Raw genomic sequence first — 16,995 nt, 5'->3', positions numbered from 1 at the left:
CAAGATTCAAACTTACTACTGCAAGGATGCTATTTATGCTCATCCGCTCGAAATCGCTGTTTCTACCGCTGTTGCTGGGGTTCGTCGGTGCCGTACAGGCCGCCGAGGAATGCGCCACCGTGGTGCAGTGCAACCAGATTGGTACCGAGGCTTATCAGGACGGCCGCTTTGAGCAGGCCATCGAGGCATTCGAACGTCAGTTACGACGCGTCGATGATGGTGACACGGCACAGTTGGAGCTGGCGCTGAATAACCTGATCCTGGCCAATTTGCGCGCTGGCGATGCGGGCATGGCCCGCGCCTGGCTGGGCGTGGCGCTGGATAACCACCTCAACGGCTCTTCGACTCGCCTGCATCTGCGCAAGGTCTCCGAGGCGCTGGATTATCCGGCGCTGAGCACTTACCCCGTGGGTCGCTACCTGCGCTACAGCGGTCAGGCGGTATGGAGCGAATTGCTGATCAGCGAGGACGGTAATGGTGGTTATCTCGCCAGTTTCGCGCCCGTGCGCGTCGGTGCCAGGGTCGAGCAATACGGCCCGGCCGCGATTGGCGAGCTGGACGGCAAGCTGGTCGGCGACGGCGTGCAGATGCGCCTGGAGGATGCCGGCCTGGGCCGCGACTGTGCGGTGCAGCTGCTGCGTGAGGGCATCGAGCTGCGCGTGCAGGAGGTATATGGCGATGGCTGCCAGGACTATGGCGGTATGGGTATCAGCGTGGATGGTAGGTACATCAAGGTCGATGCGCAGGTGCGTCCGTGAATCTGCGTCGTGCCGCTCTGTTTGGTGGCGGGATCCTGGTGCTGACGTTGCTGGCCGGCGCTAGCGCCTGGCTGCAGGATGAGCCGCTCAGTGCCGACGCGCAGGCCTGGCTGGAACAAGCACAGGTGGATAAGAGGCAGAGTCGGGCCTATGTGTTTCTCAATGGTCTGGATGCCGCTCCTGGACAGGCGCCAGAGGCGCTGGGTGCCGAGCGCCTGCAGGCATATCGCAGCTGGCGCAGTAGTCACGGCCCGATGGATGAAGGCTTTACCGAGCCGGTGGTTGCCACCCTGGCTTTACCGCAGGGCCCCTTGTTCTGTGCGATAGAAAAAGAGGACTGTCTGACGACGTTGCTGAGTGGGGTGTCTGGCTGGGTCGAGACGGATGAGCAGCGTCTTCTGCGCGAGCGCTACTGGCAGTTTCTCCAGCTCGATGACTACCGCACTCTGCTGGAGGCCAGCATCGTTGCCCCGTTGCCGCCGCACCGTTACCTCGTGAGTGGCCAGCAGCTGCTGACTCTGCAACTGCTCAAGGCCGCTAAGGCGGGGGAAGGTGAGCAGGTTCGGGCGCGTCTCGATGAGGAGCTGCACCTGTTGCGAGGGCAACTGCGCCGCGCCGATACGCTGATAGCGAAGATGATCATGGCGCGTATGGTCGATCGCAATATGCGCTGGCAGGCCGTGCTCTATCGCCAGGGGCTGATGCCCGCACCGAGCAGCGTGCCTGCATTCGATGAAGCCGAACGCAGCTTGCTGAAGCCGTTGCAGCATGAGTTTCAGGGGATGGCGTTACTTTTCGAGGCGCTGCCCAAGGCGGAGAACAGCTTGGGCGAGTGGCTGATGCTGCGGTGGGGTCTGCGTCCACAGATGAGCATCAATGCCGGCGTGACGTTCTATCAGCCGATGGCTGAGCTGTCGCAGCTGCCGCCTGCGGAGTTTGCCCGTGAGGTCCAGCAATTGCCTGACCCTCAGTGGCAGAAGAGTCGGCGCAATCCGGTGGGTAACGTGCTGCTCGGTCTTGCCATACAGGACTTCCGTGACTACGCCCTGCGTGTGCAAGACCTCGAAGCCCTGCGCCGACTGTTGCAGGGGCTGGCGCAACTGTCGGAAGGTAGTCCTAGTGCCGAACAGTTGCGCGCCTTCGACAATCCCTACTACCCGGGGCAGCCGGCGCAGCTCGATGAGCGGGGCCAGCTGTGTTTTGCCGGTCCCCTGCGCGAGGGTGACGGCGCGCGTTGTCTGCCACTGTGAGCGATGTGGGGTGGATGACGCTTTTTCATCCACCCGCCCGGCTCAGGCGTGATTCAGGTACCAGCGCCAGTCCTGCTCACCCACTTCACCCATGAACTGGCGGAACTCGGCCCACTTGATCGCCAGGAACACCTTGAGGAAGTCCTCGCCCAGCGCTTCGCGCGCCCAGCTCGATTGTTCCAGGTTGCGCAGGGCGGTCAGCCAGTCGGTGGGCAGGGTCTCGCGGGCCTGCTCGTAGCCGTTGCCGACGATAGCCTGGCCGGGATCGATCTGCTCGCGGATGCCCTTGTGGATGCCGGCGAGAATCGCCGCAGCAGCCAGGTAAGGGTTGGCGTCGGCACCGCAGATACGGTGCTCGACGTGGCGGCTCTTGGCCGGCCCGCCGGGTACGCGGAACGACACGGTGCGGTTGTTCACCCCCCAGCTCTTGGCCAACGGCGCGTAGCTGTTGGCCTGGAAGCGGCGGAAGGAGTTGGCGTTGGGGCAGAAGATCGCCAGGGCGTCGTTGAGCGTGGCCATCATGCCACCGATGGCATGGCGCAGCAGCGGCGTACCCTGCGGGTCTTCGCTGGCCATCAGGTTGTTGCCCTCGGCATCGGCCAGTGACACGTGCATGTGCATGCCGTTGCCGGCCAGGTCGCCGAACGGCTTGGCCATGAAGCAGGCCTGCAAGCCATGTTTGTTGGCCACGCCCTTGACCAGGCGCTTGTAGCGCACGCCTTCATCCACGGCCTGCAGCGCGTCGAAACGGTGTTCCAGGGTCAGTTCCAGCTGGCCGGGCGCATATTCGGAGATCGCCGTGCGTACCGGCAGGCCCTGCGCCTCGCAGGCGGCATAGAGGTCGTCGAGGAACGGCTGCACCTGTTCCAGTTCATACACGCCATACACCTGCGGCGCCTCTGGGCGCACGCCGTTCATCTGCACGGCTGGTTGCGGGCGGCCATTGGCGTCGCGTTGCTTGTCCAGCAGGTAGAACTCCAGTTCCACTGCCATTACCGGGTGGTAACCATCGGCCTTGAGTGCCTCGACGGCGCGCACCAGTACATGGCGCGGGTCACCCGGCGTGGCTGGCAGACCCTGGGTCGGGTGCATGCTCACCTGCAGCTGGCCGGTGGGTACCGCGCGCCAGGGTTGCAGGGTCAGGCTGCCGGGCAGCGGGTAGGTCCAGCAGTCGGCATCGGCCACTTCCCAGACCAGGCCGCTTGCTTCGACGTCCTCGCCCTGGATGGTCAGAGACAGGATGGAACTGGGCAGCGGCCGGCCATTTTCGTAAATCGCCAGCAGTTCGTCGCGATGCAGCAGCTTGCCGCGCGGGATGCCGTTGGCGTCGATCAGCATCAGCTCGATGCTGCGTACCTCGGGGTGGCGTTCGAGGAAGTCGTGCGCTTCTTGGGGGTTGGCGAATTGCATGGTGGTTCTCGCAAAAGGTCGTGGGGCGCAGTTCATCCTGTGGGAGGGGCTTCAGCCGCGATTGTCGCCGCTGAAGCGCCTCCCACGAGGATTACTCGCGGGCGCCGGGAATGGCCAGCAGCTCGGTGAGGGCCTGATCGAGCATGGCGACCAGTTTGTCCACATCCTCGGTCGTGGTGCTCGGGCAGCACAGGGTCATGTTGTGGAACGGCGTGATCAGGATGCCGCGGTTGATCAGGTACAGGTGCAGGGCCATCTGCAGCTCGTCGTGGAAGGCCGCTTCGGCCTCGGCGCCGGTACGCGGCGAGGTGGCGCAGAACTGAAATTCGCAGCGCGCGCCCAGCTCGGTCACCGACCAGTTCAGCCCGTGCTTGCCGATCAACTGGCGGAAGCCATCGGCCAGGCGCGCCGCCAGGGGCAGCATGTGGTCGTACGCCGCCTGGGTCATCACCTGCTCCAGGTTGGCGCGCATGCAGTGCATGGCCAGGGCGTTGGCCGACAGTGTGGTGCCCATGCCGCTGTGGCCGTGACCGTGGCTTTCTTCGCTGGCGCGCTGGCGCGCCTGGTTCATGCCGTCGGCCATGGCCGCACTGCAACCGAAGATGCCGCATGGCACACCACCGGCGATGGGCTTGCCGACCACAAAGAAGTCCGGGTCGAGGTCCCACAGCCGGGTGCAGCCGCCGATATCGGTGGAGATGGTGTGGGTTTCGTCGATGATCAGCAGGCTGCCGTACTTGCGCGTGAGTTCGCGGCATTTCTGCATGAAGCCCGGATCGGGCAGGACCATGCCGATATTGGTCATCGCCGGCTCGCAGAGCAGGGCGCAGACGTCGCCCTGAGCCAGCGCGGCTTCCAGGGCTTCGACATCGTTGAAGGGAATGGCGCGGCTGTGCTCGGTCAGGTCGTAGGCCTGGCCGACCAGGCCGGAGCGGTGCATGGTCTGGCCGTCACGATTGCGCACCATCACGTCGTCGACGGTGCCGTGGTAGCAGCCGTCGAATACCAGCAGGGTCTTGCGGCCGGTAATGGCGCGCGCCCAGCGCAGCACATAGCGGTTGGAGTCGGTGGCGGTAGCGGTCACCTGCCAGTAAGGCAGGCCGAAGCGCTGGGCCAGCAGTTCACCGCAGACCACAGCGTCCTCGCCTGGCAGCATGGTGGTCAGGCCGTTGTTCGCTTGCTCGGCGAGGGCGCGAGCCACCGGGTCGGGCGAGTGGCCGAACATGGTGCCGGTGTCGCCCAGGCAGAAGTCGATGTACTCATGACCGTCGACATCGAAGAAGCGCGCGCCCTTGGCCCGCTCGACGAACAGGGGCACCGGAGTCGACCAGTCGGCCATCCAGTGCATCGGCACGCCGCCGTACAGCGAGTGACGGGCGCGTTCGGCCAGTGCTACCGACTTTGGATTGCGTTCGAGAAAGCGGGCCCGTTCACGGGCAGCGAAGGTTTCCACGGCGGTTGGGGCGATGCCACTGGCAGTCATTTTGAACACCTCGTTCGAATTTCCACACATGGTATTTTGTGATCACAGAAATTACAAGCTATCTCGTTATACTTAGAATACGTTAGTATTTCCCCTGTTCTGTGATCACAGAATAACGATTTGATCGGGTGGATATCACCACCTTCGTCATCAGGCGCCCCTCTGGAGAACATCATGCGCGAATGCCTGCTCACCCTGTCCCAGCTTCCTGCACCGCCACAAGGACGTTGAAACCATGAGCGACAATCTGCAGGAACAGCTATACCAACGAATTCGCAAGGGCCTGCTGGCCGGCCACTTTCGGCCGGGGCAGGCCTTGAAGATCCGCGATCTGGCGGCCGAATGGGGCACCAGCCCGATGCCGGTTCGCGCGGCCCTGCAGCGGCTGGTGGCCGAGGGCGCGCTCGAGGGTGAGCAGCAGCGTTCGGTGCGAGTTCCCGCGATGACTCGCGAACGCTACGAAAGTATTTTTCAGGTGCGCCTGGCGCTGGAGGGGTTGGCAGTGGAGCTGGCCACCCCACGTCTGAGTCGCGACGACCTGGCCCTGCTGCGTGACTGTGTGAAGCGCATGGACGCGGCCATCGAACAGCGTCAGGTGCAGGACTACCTCAACGCCAACAGCCAGTTCCACCTGTATCTGTATGGCGCCTGCGGCAACCCGGTGCTGCTGCGTTCGATCGAGTCGCTATGGCTGCAGATCGGCCCTTTCTTCAATCGTCTGTTCACCGAGGCCGATCTGTCGCTGCGGCTCAACGATTTTCATGAAGACGCCTTCGCCGCCATCGAGGCCGGTGACGCCAAGGGCGCGCGTCAGGCAATGGAGCAGGACCTGCTGTACTTCGCGCGCTTTCTGCTCAACCTGCTGGCGCTGGAGCAGGGCGAGGTGTGAGCCGGGGTTAGCTGATGTGCTGTGCCGGTCGCGGCTGAAGCCCCTCCCACGGCGTCACGTGTGACCGCCAACTGTGGGAGGCGCCTTAGCGGCGACGCCGCTCAGCTTTCCAGCCAGACGTCGCGGCACCAGTGCCAGACCGAGTCCCAGCTTTCGTCGGTCAGCTCGCCTTCGTCGCCGTCCCATAGCCAGACCTGACCTTCCACGTCCACGGCGTAGTAGTCGCGGCCGTCCTGGCACAGCGGCACCAGATCGCGCGGCAGGCCGAGATCCCAGGCCACCGAAGCGACTTCGGGCAGGTAGGTGTGCGATTGCGGATCGCTGGCGGTCACCGGCTCCAGGCGGCCGTACACCACGTCGCTGACTTTGAGCAGGTATTCACGCAGCTCGAAGGGCAGGTGGATTAGGATCTGCTCCTGAATCTCCACCAGGGTCTCTTCTTCCGGCAGCTCCAGCGGTACCGGTACCGGCTCGTTGAGTTCACGCAGCTGTTCGATGACTTCTTCCACGGCGTTGGCTCCTCATCAGGGGGATCGGCTTTATACAGTAGCTGGCCGGCAGAATGAAAACATGTCGTCGTCACTGCATACTGGCGCTTTTGCGGAGCCCATTCATGTCCTCTGTTTCTTGGCACTGCCTGCACCATAGTGCGCTCGACACGGCCACCCTTTATGAGCTGCTGGCCCTGCGCACCCAGGTGTTCGTGGTCGAGCAGAACTGTCCCTATCTGGAAACCGATGGTCAGGACCTGGCAGGTGACACCTGTCACCTGCTGGCGCGCGACGCGTCTGGGTTGCTCGGCTATCTGCGCCTGCTCGACCCGCAGCGCATGGACGGCGAGGTGGTGATTGGCCGCGTGGTGATCGCCGAGCGGGGGCGCGGTACTGGCCTTGGCCACAGGCTGATGGAGCAGGCGCTGGTCGAGTGCCGTCAGCGTTGGCCGGGTGTGCCGGTGTATCTGTCGGCACAGGCGCACTTGCAGGGCTACTACGGGCGTTATGGGTTCGTGGCAGTGACCGAGGTGTACCTGGAGGACGACATCCCGCATATCGGCATGCGCCGGGCGGCTGATCCATCGTGATGTAGGAGCGGCTTCAGCCGCGATAGCATGCGAGCGCTTAAACGAAAAACCCGGGCAAGCCCGGGTTTTTTGTGCGCAGTAGCGATCAGTTCTGGCGAATGCCTGCGATCAGCCAGGGCTGGTTGTCGCCCTGAGCGCGCTCCAGGCGCCAGCTTTCGCTGAACGGCTCGCCCTGGTCGAAGCGCGAGGTCTTCGACACACCGCTGAAGGTCAGGGTGGCGATGGTCTTCTCGGCGTTGTCGTCGACACCGTCGAGTTGCACGTCGAGGTTGTCGACGTAGGTGGACTGGAAGCCGTCACCCAGTTCGGCGCGCTCGCGCTTGAGGAAGTCCAGCAGTTGCGGGGTGACGAACTCGGCGATCTTCTCCATCTCGTTCGCGTCCCAGTGCTGCTGCAGGTTCATGAAGTGCTCACGGCCAGCGGCCAGGAAGCTCTGCTCGTTGAACCAGGCCGGGGCGTTGATCACCGGAGCGGCCGTAGCCAGGCGACCGCCGAAGATGTTGCTGCCAGCGGCCGGAGCGTTTTCGGCGTTCGGCATCTCACGCTGGTAAGGCGCACCGGCAGCGGCCATTTGCGGCTGTTGGCGAGCGCGACGGGCGGCGAGGAAGCGGAACAGCAGGAAGGCGATCAGGCCGAAGATCAGCATGTCCATGATTTGCAGGCCTTCGAAACCATCACCCATGAACATCGAGGCCAGCAGGCCACCGGCGGCCAGACCGGCCAGCGGGCCGAGCCAGCGCGAAGCGCCGCTGGCGGCAGCGGGTTGACGACCTGCGGCGGGCGCAGCGGCGGCCGGTTGCGATTGCGGCGCAGCCTGGCGGGACTGGTGGCTGGGTGCGGAGCCGAAGGATTTGCCACCGCCAAAACGCTTGGCGTGGGCTTCGAAGCTGAAGGTCAGTGCCAGGCACAGAACCATGGCGATACTGAGGAAACGCTGCATCACGGTTTTCTCTCTTTTGGAAAAGCTTGGGCGGCATCTTGCCCGGCAAGGGTGGGCATGGCCAGTGACAGAATGTTTCTTGCTTTTGCCTGGGGGACGGCAGACCCGGCGCGGATCAATCCCGCCGTATTGCCCGAGCGACAAACGGAGCCTGAGGCTCCGCTCATTCAGCGCCAGTCGTACAGCTCTTTTTCCGATAGCGCCTGCATCGAGGTGGCCAGCGCCTGGAAGGCTTTCATCGAGGCCCAGATACGGCCGTTGAGCTCGCTTTGCGCGGCCAGCTCGCCGAGTACCTGTTCGGTCTCGTGCTGCATGGCCTGCAGCACCGGATCGGGGAAGCGCTTGAGCTGGGTGCCGCTTTTCTTCAGTTCGTCCAGGGCCAGGGCGTTGTTGAACACGTAGTCGTCCATCATGTCCAGGGTCGAGGCGCGCGCGGCCTCGGTGACGATGGCTTGCAGATCGGCCGGCAGGGCGTCGAAGGCCTTCTGGTTGATCAGCAGTTCCAGCACCGACTGCGGCTCCTGCCAGCCCGGGTAGTAGTAATACTTGGCGGCTTTTTGCAGGCCGAAGGCCAGGTCGTTGTAGGGGCTGACCCAGTCGGTGGCATCGATGGCACCGGTCTGCAGCGCGGTGAAGATTTCGCCGCCCGGCAACACCACGGTGGTGGCCCCGAGCCGGCTCCAGACTTCGCCGCCGATGCCCGGCATGCGGATCTTCAGGCCCTTGATGTCATCCAGGCTGTTGATTTCCTTGTTGAACCAGCCGCCCATCTGCATGGTGCTGTTGCCGGCGGTCAGCGGCTTGAGGCCGAAGGGCGCATAAGCTTCGTCCCACAGCGCCTGGCCACCGCCATGGCTGAGCCAGGCGTTCATCTCCAGGGTCGACAGGCCGAACGGCACGGCGCCGAAGAACTGCGCAGCCGGCACCTTGCCCTTCCAGTAATACGGCGTGCCGTGGCCCAGTTCGGCGGTGCCGCGGGAAACGGCGTCGAACACCTCCAGCGCCGGTACCAGTTCGCCAGCGGCGTAGACCTTGATGGTCAGGCGCCCGGCGCTCATGGCGTTGATTCGCTCTGCCAGGCGTTCGGCGGCGGTGCCGGTACCCGGGGCGTTCTTCGGCCAGGTGGTGACCATCTTCCAGTGGAAGCTTTGCGTAGGCGCGGCGGCCTGGTTGGCGGGAGCTGAATCGTCCTTGCAGCCGATCAGGCCGAAGGCGAGCAGGGGCAGAAGCAGCAGAGAGCGAAGATGCATGGGCAGGATCTCTAAGAAAAACGGGGCCAGAACCCAATGCCATTCGCTGCAGTGTCATCTGGCTGCGTAACGACAGGAGAGGTTAAGGCTTTCGCGCTATCTCAGCCCTCTCCCCCGGTCCCTCTCCCATGAATGGGAGAGGGGAACGAGCGGCTCAACGCCAGTTGTACAGCTCTTTCTCGGTCAGCGATTGCATGGCGCTGGCTTGTTCGAGGAAGGCTTTCTGCGAGGCCCAGATGCGGCCGTTGAGATCGTTTTCCGCGGCCAGGGACTCGAGCACCACGCTGGATTGCTCACGCATGGCCTGCAGCACCTCGTCCGGCAGGCGCTTGAGCTGCACGCCTTCGGCCTTGAGGCTTTGCAGCGCCTTGGCGTTGTTGAATACGTAGTCGTCCATCATGTCCAGGGTCGCGGCGCGCGCGGCCTCGACGACAATGGCCTGCAGGTCGGCCGGCAGTGCGTCGAAGGCCTTCTGGTTGACCATCGACTCGACCACCGCCTGCGGCTCCTGCCAGCCCGGGTAGTAGTAGAACTTGGCTGCCTTGTGCAGGCCGAAGGCCAGGTCGTTGTAGGGGCCGACCCAGTCGGTGGCGTCGATGGCGCCGGTCTGCAGCGAGGTGAAGATCTCACCGCCAGGCAGGTTGACGGTGATAGCACCGAGCTTGCTCCAGACTTCGCCGCCGAGGCCCGGCATGCGGATCTTCAGGCCCTTGATGTCATCCAGGCTGTTGATTTCCTTGTTGAACCAGCCGGCCATCTGCATGGTGGTGTTGCCAGCGGACAGCGGTTTGACGCCGTAGGGTGCGTAGGTTTCGTCCCACAGCGCCTGGCCACCGCCATGGCTGAGCCAGGCGTTCATCTCCAGGGTGGAGAGGCCGAACGGTACGCTGCTGAAGAACTGCGCAGCCGGAACCTTGCCTTTCCAGTAGTACGGCGTGCCGTGGCCCATTTCGGCGGTGCCACGGGAGACGGCGTCGAACACCTCCAGCGCCGGTACCAGCTCGCCAGCGGCGTAGACCTTGACGGTCAGGCGCCCGGCGCTCATGGCGTTGATGCGTTCGGCCAGGCGTTCGGCAGCGGTGCCCAGGCCGGGGAAGTTCTTCGGCCAGGAGGTGACCATCTTCCAGTGGATGGTTTCTGCCGGCTTGGCGGCGGCTTGCTCGCTGGCAGGCTTGTCTTCTTTGCAGCCAACCAGGCCGATGGCGGCGATCACTGCCAGGGCGGCGCCGAACAGGTTGCGGCGATTCATCGATGTTTCTCCAGATACGGTAGGTTCTAACAGGCTTCCAGCTTGGCGTACGCCAGCATCAGCCACTTGCTGCCTTCGTTTTCGAAATTCACTTGGACCCGCGCCTGGGCGCCGGCACCCTCGAAGTTGAGGATGGTGCCCTCGCCGAACAGGCTGTGGCGTACGCGTTGGCCCAGGTTGAAGGGCGTTTGCGGTACGGCGCTACCGGCGAACAGGCTGCTGCCACCCATGGAACTGGTGCTCACCGGGCGGCTGACGCTGTTGGAGAGGCGTACTTCCTGAATCAGCGGTGCGGGGATTTCGCGGACGAAGCGCGACACCTTGTTGTAGGTCTCGCTACCGTAGAGACGCCGGGTTTCGGCGTAGCTGATCACCAGCTTCTGCATGGCACGGGTAATGCCGACATAGGCCAGGCGGCGCTCTTCTTCCAGTCGGCCCGGTTCTTCCAGGCTCATCTTGTGCGGGAACAGACCCTCCTCCATGCCAACCAGGAACACCAGGGGGAATTCCAGGCCCTTGGCGCTGTGCAGGGTCATCAGTTGGATGCTGTCTTCGTTCTCGGCGGCCTGGGTATCCCCGGCCTCCAGCGAAGCGTGGGTGAGGAAGGCCTGCAGCGGGCTCAGCTCCTCGTCCTCATCGTTCTCGAAGGCGCGTGCGGCGCTGACCAGTTCCTCGAGGTTCTCCACCCGAGCCTGGCCTTTCTCACCCTTTTCCGCTTCGTGATAGGCGAGCAAGCCGCTCTGCTCGATGACCACCTGAGTCATCTGATGCAGCGGCATGGCCAGTGCCTTTTGCGCCAGGCCCTCGACCAGCTCGATGAAGCCGCTCAGGGCGCTCGAGGCACGGCCTGGCAATACCTTGCCCGCGAGCATCAGGCGGATCGCTTCCCACATGTGCACGTCATGCGCGCGGGCGTACTCGCGGATGGTCTCGATGGTTTTCTCGCCGATGCCGCGCGCCGGCACGTTGACGATGCGCTCCAGCGCCGCGTCGTTACCGCGCCCGTCGAGCAGACGCAGGTAGGCCATGGCGTTCTTGATCTCGGCGCGTTCGAAGAAGCGCTGGCCGCCGTAGATGCGGTAGGGAATCTTTTCGCGCAGCAGCGCCTCTTCCAGTACCCGCGACTGGGCGTTGGAGCGGTAGAGAATGGCGATCTCGCTGCGCTTGAGGCCGTCCTTGCGCAGGGCGTCCTCGATGGTCTCGACCACGTAGCGCGCTTCGTCGTGCTCGTTGAAGGCGGCGTACAGGGCCAGCGGCTCGCCGTCGCTGCCGTCGGTCCACAGCTCTTTGCCGAGGCGCCCGTTGTTGTTGGCGATCAGGGCGTTGGCGGCCTTGAGGATGCCGGCCGTGGAGCGGTAGTTCTGCTCCAGGCGGATCACCTGGGTATCGGCGAAGTCGCTGGAGAACTGCTGGATGTTCTCGATACGTGCGCCGCGCCAGCCGTAGATCGACTGGTCGTCGTCACCGACCACCATCAGGCTGTCGCCGCCCTTGGCCAGCAGCCGCAGCCAGGCGTACTGCACGGCGTTGGTGTCCTGGAACTCATCGACCAGGATATGGCGGAAGCGCCGCTGGTAATGTTCGAGCAGGCCCGGCTTGTCGCGCCACAGATCCAGCGCGCGCAGCAGCAGCTCGGAGAAGTCGATCACCCCGGTGCGGGCGCAGGCCGCTTCGTAGGCCTCGTAGATGCCACGCATGGTAGCCAGGAACAGGTCGCCGCCGGCCTGGATGTGCGCCGGGCGCAAGCCCTCGTCCTTCTGTCCGTTGATGAACCACTGCGCCTGCTTGGCCGGCCAGCGCTGTTCGTCCAGGCCCAGCTCGCGGATCACCCGCTTGATCAGGCGCTGTTGATCATCGGAGTCGAGGATCTGGAAGTTCTCGGCCAGCCCGGCTTCCTGCCAGTGCGCGCGCAGCAGGCGGTGGGCCAGGCCGTGGAAGGTGCCGACCCACATGCCGGCCGGGTTGTGCCCGAGCATCTGTTCGATGCGGTGGCGCATCTCGGCGGCGGCCTTGTTGGTAAAGGTCACCGACAGGATCGAATGAGGCGAAGCGCCCATTGCCTGGATCAGGAAGGCAATGCGGTGCACCAGCACACGGGTCTTGCCGGAGCCGGCGCCGGCCAGCACCAATTGGCGGCCGAGCGGAGCGGCCACAGCCTGGACCTGGGCGTCGTTGAGCGAAGCGAGGAGGAGTTCGGGGTCGTTTTGCATCGCGGCATTCTAGGGGGCCGGACAGGGGAGGGCAAACCGCCGGTTCGTGGCGGCGAAACCACCAGGGCGCAACCGACGAATGGCAGATCAGGGCATGGAGATGCGCGGATGGCAGGCCGGTGGCAATCATGGGTTACCGGCGCTCTCCCTGCGTGGGGTGTCAAGCAGTGAAATTGCCCACATCCATGTTGGGCAGCGCGTCTGTCTCGGGTATTCTCCCGCGACGTCAGGGCTGAGGGTGCCGATATTTGCCCCGCAGACCCTTAGGCAACCATTACAAGAAAATCGCCTATGACCGCCACGACTAGCGCCGTAATTCAAGAGGTGACGCTGGACCCGCACCAGGCTGAACGTCAGTTCGCCACGGATATTGCCGTCGAGCGTACCCGTCTGTTGTTCCAGGGCTCACGCCTGCCCACATTGCTCATGCTGCTGGTCGGCCTGGCCTGCAGCCTATTGCTGTGGAATCAGCAGGGCGCACCGATGCTCGCTGCCTGGCTGGGCTGGGTGGTCCTGCTGGTGCTGTTGCGCCTGACCCAGGTGAATGCCTTCAACGAGGCGCTGCCCAGCCGGCAGGCCGAGCCCTACTGGCGGCGCATCTTTCTCTTCGGCGCCGGTGCATCCGGGCTGACCCTGGCCTTCGCCGTGATCGTGCTGGTGCCTGCCGATGTGTTCTACCAGCAGGCGCTGGTCTATGGGCTGATCGCCGCGGCGATTCTCTCGGCCAGCGTGGCCTATGCCGTCAGCCTGTCCGCCTTCCTCACCTTCGCACTGCCCTGCTTGCTGCCGTCGGCGGCCTTCTTGCTGCTCAGCGACAATCCCCTGCAACGCGGCTGGGGACTGATCAGTGTGATTCTGTTCCTCGCCTTGCTGGTGGTGGCCTGGCAGGTCAATCGCCTGGTGCAGCGCAGCCTGGTACAGCGTTTCCACAACCTGGCGCTGATCAGCAATCTCGAACATGCCAAGCAGTGCGCCGAAGGCCTCAACGAAGAGCTGGCGCGCGAGGTCGAGCAGCGCCGCCGCGCCGAGCGCGAATTGCGCAGTGCCCACGGCGAACTGGAAATGCGCGTGGCCGAGCGCACCCTGGAGCTGGACGAAGCGACCCACGCCCTGGGCAAGAGTCAGGCACGCCTGAGTCTGGCGCTGGAGGCCAGCGAGCTGGGACTGTGGGACTGGGATCTGCAGAGCGACCAGGTGCATCACTCGCACCTGCGCGAGCTGTTCGGCCTGGATCCCGAGCTGGTGCAGGTGATGCTGCGTGACCTGACGCCGCGCCTGCACCCGGACGATCTGCCGGCATTGCGGCGGGCGCTGGTGGCGCACATGAAGGGGCGCAGCGAGGATTACCACATCGAATACCGCGTGCGCCATGCCGATGGTCACTGGGTCTGGGTCGAGGACCGTGGCCGGGCGGTGGAGCGCGACGCCGAGGGGCGCGTGCTGCGCATGCTCGGCACCCGGCGCGACGTCAGCGCGCGGCGCCAGCAGGAGCAGCAGCAGCGCCTGGCGGCAACGGTGTTCGAGGCGGCCAGCGAAGGCATCTTCATTCTCGATCCCGACTATCGCGTGCTGGCGGTCAATCGCGCGTTCAGCGCAGTCACCGGCTACAGTAGCGAGGAAGTGGTCGGACGCACGGTGACCAGCCTGATCGGCAGCCGCGAGATGCGCAGGCAATACCAGATGATCCGCCAGGAGCTGGACAACAGTGGCACCTGGCAGGGTGAGCTGATCGAGACGCGCAAGAGCGGTGAGCTTTACCCCCAGTGGCTGCAGCTCAACCTGGTGCGCGACGCGGCTGGCCGGCCCAGCCAAATTGTCGGCTTCTTTGCCGACCTGACCGCACGGCGCGAGGCCGAAGAGCGCCTGCGTTACCTGTCGCATTACGACGACCTGACCGGTCTGGCCAACCGCAGCCTGTTCCGGGAGCGCTTGCACGACGCCAGCCAGCGCGCGCGCCAGAGCGGCCGCAGCATCGCCCTGGTACATATCGATCTGGACCGTTTCAAGCTGCTCAACGACAGCCTCGGCCATGAAGTGGCGGACCAGCTGCTGCGTCAGATGAGCCGCCGCCTGACCCAGGCGGTGCCGGAAGCCGACTGCATCGCGCGGCTGTCGGGCGACGAATTCGTCATCATCCTCGATGCCTACGGCAGCCTGTCCAGCCTGGCGCGGGTGGCCAGCCGGCTGCTGGCCAAGCTGCGCGTGCCGATGACCGTCGGCGGCCACGAACTGGTGGTCAGCGCCTCGCTGGGGATCAGCCTGCTGCCCGACTACGCGCGCGAGATCAGCGCATTGATCAGTCAGGCCAACATGGCCGTGCAACACGCCAAGCACCTAGGCGGCAACACCTTCCAGTTCTTCACCGACAACCTGCAGGCCTGCACCCTGGAGCGTCTGCAACTGGAGAACCAGCTGCGCAAGGCCATCGACGAAGGCCAGCTTGAGGTGTTCTACCAACCCAAGCTGAACCTGGCCGACGACCAGCTCAATGCCGCCGAAGCACTGGTGCGCTGGCGCCATCCGCAGCACGGCATGATAGCGCCGAGCGAGTTCATCGGTCTGGCCGAAGAAACCGGGTTGATCGCGCCGATTGGTGAGTTCGTGCTGCGCCAGGCCTGCCAGCAGGCCTGCGCATGGCAGCGCCAGGGGCTGGCGAAAATCCGCGTGTCGGTGAACATCTCGGTGCATCAGCTGCGTCAGGGCAACCTCACCAGTCTGGTCCGTCAGGTGCTGGAAGAGACCGGTCTGGCGCCGCAGTACCTGGAGTTGGAACTGACCGAAAGCCAGCTGCTGGACAACGTCGACAGTGTCATCGTCACCTTCCGCCAGCTGCGCGAACTGGGGGTCAAGCTGGCGATCGACGACTTCGGCACCGGCTACAGCTCGCTCAGCTATCTCAAGCGCTTCCCGGTGCATTACGTGAAGATCGACCAGACCTTCATCCGTGACCTCTCGCCTGGTGGCGAGGATGCGGCGATCACCCGCGCGATCATCGCCATGGCCCACAGCCTGGAGCTGAAAGTGGTGGCCGAGGGCGTGGAAACCCAGGCGCAGATGGATTTCCTCAAGAGTCAGAACTGCGACGAGATCCAGGGCTACCTGATCAGCCGCCCGGTGGAAGCGGGCGCCTTCGCCGAGCTGCTACGGGCGCAGATCGACAACCCGCTGGCTTGAGCGGCGTTTCTTCTCTACCCAGTCGCTGAAACCGGGCGCGGACGCGACCGGCGCAAAGATGGCTGTGCCATAACGGCCACTGCGCGATGCTGCTGGCCTCGCTCACGACAAGGAGTACCCGATGGCCAAAGCCCCGTCCCTGAGCATGGCCCAGCGCTTGCTGCTGGCTTCGCAGAGCATGGCGCCGGTGGCGGTGAAGGCCGCGCTGGTGCAGAAGCTCGGCCCCGAACAGGCCGCGCAACTGTCGCCGCACATGCCGCCGGCGCAACTGCGTGAGCTGATCCTCGAACTGCCCATCGACTTTCTCGCCCGGGTCACTACCCACCTCGACCCGCAGATGATTCTGCAGACCTACCTGGCACTGCCGGATGACGTGCACCTGCAGGTGGCACGCCAACTCTGCGCCATCGGTGCCTTCGCCACTGCCGCGCGTTATGCCGAATGCCTGTCGGCCAAGCAGGTGAAGGTGCTGATCTATGGCATCAACGACACCGACCACGTGCTGCAGATCGCTCGCCATATCGTCGACATCGACCTGATCGTGCAGAGCCTGCGCAGCTTTTCCACGGGCTACCTGTGCCGGCTCACCGAGGCCGCCGCGGCCGATGACAATGTGGCCATCTCCGCCCGCGTGTTGAGCGGCCTGGCGCTGCCACGCCAGGCCGATGTCTGCGCGCACCTCGATCCGGCGTTGCTGCACGAGTTGTTGCCGCTGCTGCTGGAGGCCAACGACGGGCTGCGCGAGCTACTGCCAGAACGTCTGCAGGCTGCTTCGGAGCGGCTGGAGGCGCCCGCTACGGCCGCTCCAGCACTGATCGCCGGCAAGCCGGCTCCTACGCAGACCTAGCGAGCGAACAGCTGACCGATATCCTTGAACGCCTTGAACTCCAGGGCGTTGCCGCAGGGGTCGAGGAGGAACATGGTGGCCTGCTCGCCGACCTGGCCCTGGAAGCGCACGTAGGGTTCGATGACGAACTGCGTTTCGCGACCGCGCAGGCGCTCGGCCAGCGCTTCCCAGGCCTCCCAGCCGAGCACCACGCCGAAGTGCGGCACCGGCACGTCGTGGCCGTCTACCGGGTTGCTCACGGCCGACTCCTGATAGGCCATCTTTGGTGCCTCGTGGATCACCAACTGGTGGCCGAAGAAGTCGAAGTCGACCCAGTGCTCGCTGCTGCGACCCTCGGCGCAGCCGAACACCTCGCCGTAGAAATGCCGGGCGGCGGCCAGGTCGTACACGGGAATTGCCAGGTGGAAGGGGGACGGTGTCATGTGCGGGCTCCTCAGGTCGGTAGCTGTCGATT

Annotated in this window: 14 protein-coding genes; 6 read left to right on the top strand and 8 right to left on the bottom strand. The window is 64.6% G+C overall.

Annotation, left to right across the window (positions count from 1 at the left end):
• The first annotated feature begins 35 nt into the window (after positions 1 to 35).
• Together PCLY_RS07775 and PCLY_RS07770 are read left to right on the top strand one after the other, a co-directional pair.
• Positions 36 to 758, top strand: a complete 723-nt coding sequence (locus PCLY_RS07775) for a tetratricopeptide repeat protein (protein ID WP_061238724.1) — start codon at positions 36 to 38, stop codon at positions 756 to 758.
• Positions 755 to 2,008, top strand: a complete 1,254-nt coding sequence (locus PCLY_RS07770) for a hypothetical protein (protein WP_061238723.1) — start codon at positions 755 to 757, stop codon at positions 2,006 to 2,008. The genes PCLY_RS07775 and PCLY_RS07770 overlap by 4 nt, the downstream gene beginning before the upstream one ends.
• Before the next feature lie 42 nt (positions 2,009 to 2,050).
• On the opposite strand, the gene PCLY_RS07765 is transcribed toward PCLY_RS07770, so the two are convergent.
• Positions 2,051 to 3,418, bottom strand: a complete 1,368-nt coding sequence (locus tag PCLY_RS07765; RefSeq protein WP_061238722.1) for a glutamine synthetase family protein — start codon at positions 3,416 to 3,418, stop codon at positions 2,051 to 2,053.
• A gap of 91 nt (positions 3,419 to 3,509) precedes the next feature.
• Positions 3,510 to 4,901 (bottom strand): aspartate aminotransferase family protein, encoded by a 1,392-nt coding sequence (locus tag PCLY_RS07760; RefSeq protein ID WP_061238721.1) that lies wholly within the window; start codon positions 4,899 to 4,901, stop codon positions 3,510 to 3,512.
• 235 nt (positions 4,902 to 5,136) lie between these two features.
• Between PCLY_RS07760 and PCLY_RS07755 the strand changes: the two genes are divergently transcribed.
• Complete coding sequence (locus PCLY_RS07755; protein ID WP_061238720.1) at positions 5,137 to 5,790, top strand: GntR family transcriptional regulator; 654 nt, start codon at positions 5,137 to 5,139, stop codon at positions 5,788 to 5,790.
• A gap of 101 nt (positions 5,791 to 5,891) precedes the next feature.
• On the opposite strand, the gene PCLY_RS07750 is transcribed toward PCLY_RS07755, so the two are convergent.
• Positions 5,892 to 6,299: an SMI1/KNR4 family protein gene (locus tag PCLY_RS07750; RefSeq protein WP_037005543.1), complete on the bottom strand. Its 408-nt coding sequence runs from the start codon at positions 6,297 to 6,299 to the stop codon at positions 5,892 to 5,894.
• Between the two features lie 104 nt (positions 6,300 to 6,403).
• Here PCLY_RS07750 and PCLY_RS07745 point away from each other — a divergent pair, with 104 nt between their 5' ends.
• Positions 6,404 to 6,871: a GNAT family N-acetyltransferase gene (locus PCLY_RS07745; protein ID WP_061238719.1), complete on the top strand. Its 468-nt coding sequence runs from the start codon at positions 6,404 to 6,406 to the stop codon at positions 6,869 to 6,871.
• An 85-nt stretch (positions 6,872 to 6,956) separates the two neighbouring features.
• Here the strand turns inward: PCLY_RS07745 and PCLY_RS07740 are convergent, their stop codons facing one another.
• The 4 genes from PCLY_RS07740 to uvrD all read right to left on the bottom strand — a co-directional run bounded on the left by PCLY_RS07740 (position 6,957) and on the right by uvrD (position 12,520).
• On the bottom strand, positions 6,957 to 7,811 hold the full coding sequence (locus tag PCLY_RS07740; protein ID WP_061238718.1) for a Tim44 domain-containing protein: 855 nt from the start codon (positions 7,809 to 7,811) through the stop codon (positions 6,957 to 6,959).
• Between the two features lie 167 nt (positions 7,812 to 7,978).
• On the bottom strand, positions 7,979 to 9,061 hold the full coding sequence (locus PCLY_RS07735; protein ID WP_061238717.1) for a TRAP transporter substrate-binding protein: 1,083 nt from the start codon (positions 9,059 to 9,061) through the stop codon (positions 7,979 to 7,981).
• A gap of 154 nt (positions 9,062 to 9,215) precedes the next feature.
• Positions 9,216 to 10,310 (bottom strand): TRAP transporter substrate-binding protein, encoded by a 1,095-nt coding sequence (locus PCLY_RS07730; RefSeq protein ID WP_061238716.1) that lies wholly within the window; start codon positions 10,308 to 10,310, stop codon positions 9,216 to 9,218.
• 26 nt (positions 10,311 to 10,336) lie between these two features.
• A complete protein-coding gene (uvrD, locus tag PCLY_RS07725; protein WP_061238715.1) occupies positions 10,337 to 12,520 on the bottom strand; it encodes a DNA helicase II in 2,184 nt (727 codons plus the stop codon).
• 291 nt (positions 12,521 to 12,811) lie between these two features.
• Between uvrD and PCLY_RS07720 the strand changes: the two genes are divergently transcribed.
• The gene (locus PCLY_RS07720; RefSeq protein ID WP_061238714.1) at positions 12,812 to 15,694 is read left to right on the top strand and encodes an EAL domain-containing protein; all 2,883 of its coding nucleotides are present in this window, start codon (positions 12,812 to 12,814) and stop codon (positions 15,692 to 15,694) included.
• A gap of 121 nt (positions 15,695 to 15,815) precedes the next feature.
• A complete protein-coding gene (locus PCLY_RS07715) occupies positions 15,816 to 16,541 on the top strand; it encodes a hypothetical protein (protein WP_231740124.1) in 726 nt (241 codons plus the stop codon).
• Here the strand turns inward: PCLY_RS07715 and PCLY_RS07710 are convergent.
• Positions 16,538 to 16,963, bottom strand: a complete 426-nt coding sequence (locus PCLY_RS07710; protein WP_061238713.1) for a VOC family protein — start codon at positions 16,961 to 16,963, stop codon at positions 16,538 to 16,540. The two genes, PCLY_RS07715 and PCLY_RS07710, sit on opposite strands and share 4 nt — an antisense overlap.
• Positions 16,964 to 16,995 lie beyond the last annotated feature (32 nt).

The organism is Ectopseudomonas composti (assembly GCF_001567565.1).
GTDB classification, from domain to species: domain Bacteria; phylum Pseudomonadota; class Gammaproteobacteria; order Pseudomonadales; family Pseudomonadaceae; genus Aquipseudomonas; species Aquipseudomonas composti_A.
The sequence above is the reverse complement of the archived record's forward strand: the minus strand, read 5'-3'. Positions and strand labels throughout refer to the sequence as shown.

Excerpts from the sequence above, each read along its gene's own strand:
- PCLY_RS07730 (WP_061238716.1), bottom strand. The coding sequence starts at position 10,310 with ATGAATCGCCGCAACCTGTTCGGCGCCGCCCTGGCAGTGATCGCCGCC.
- PCLY_RS07720 (WP_061238714.1), top strand. The coding sequence starts at position 12,812 with ATGACCGCCACGACTAGCGCCGTAATTCAAGAGGTGACGCTGGACCCG.
- PCLY_RS07765 (WP_061238722.1), bottom strand. The coding sequence starts at position 3,418 with ATGCAATTCGCCAACCCCCAAGAAGCGCACGACTTCCTCGAACGCCAC.
- PCLY_RS07715 (WP_231740124.1), top strand. The coding sequence starts at position 15,816 with ATGGCCAAAGCCCCGTCCCTGAGCATGGCCCAGCGCTTGCTGCTGGCT.
- PCLY_RS07745 (WP_061238719.1), top strand. The coding sequence starts at position 6,404 with ATGTCCTCTGTTTCTTGGCACTGCCTGCACCATAGTGCGCTCGACACG.
- PCLY_RS07775 (WP_061238724.1), top strand. The coding sequence starts at position 36 with ATGCTCATCCGCTCGAAATCGCTGTTTCTACCGCTGTTGCTGGGGTTC.
- PCLY_RS07760 (WP_061238721.1), bottom strand. The coding sequence starts at position 4,901 with ATGACTGCCAGTGGCATCGCCCCAACCGCCGTGGAAACCTTCGCTGCC.
- PCLY_RS07755 (WP_061238720.1), top strand. The coding sequence starts at position 5,137 with ATGAGCGACAATCTGCAGGAACAGCTATACCAACGAATTCGCAAGGGC.
- PCLY_RS07735 (WP_061238717.1), bottom strand. The coding sequence starts at position 9,061 with ATGCATCTTCGCTCTCTGCTGCTTCTGCCCCTGCTCGCCTTCGGCCTG.
- PCLY_RS07710 (WP_061238713.1), bottom strand. The coding sequence starts at position 16,963 with ATGACACCGTCCCCCTTCCACCTGGCAATTCCCGTGTACGACCTGGCC.
- uvrD (WP_061238715.1), bottom strand. The coding sequence starts at position 12,520 with ATGCAAAACGACCCCGAACTCCTCCTCGCTTCGCTCAACGACGCCCAG.
- PCLY_RS07740 (WP_061238718.1), bottom strand. The coding sequence starts at position 7,811 with ATGCAGCGTTTCCTCAGTATCGCCATGGTTCTGTGCCTGGCACTGACC.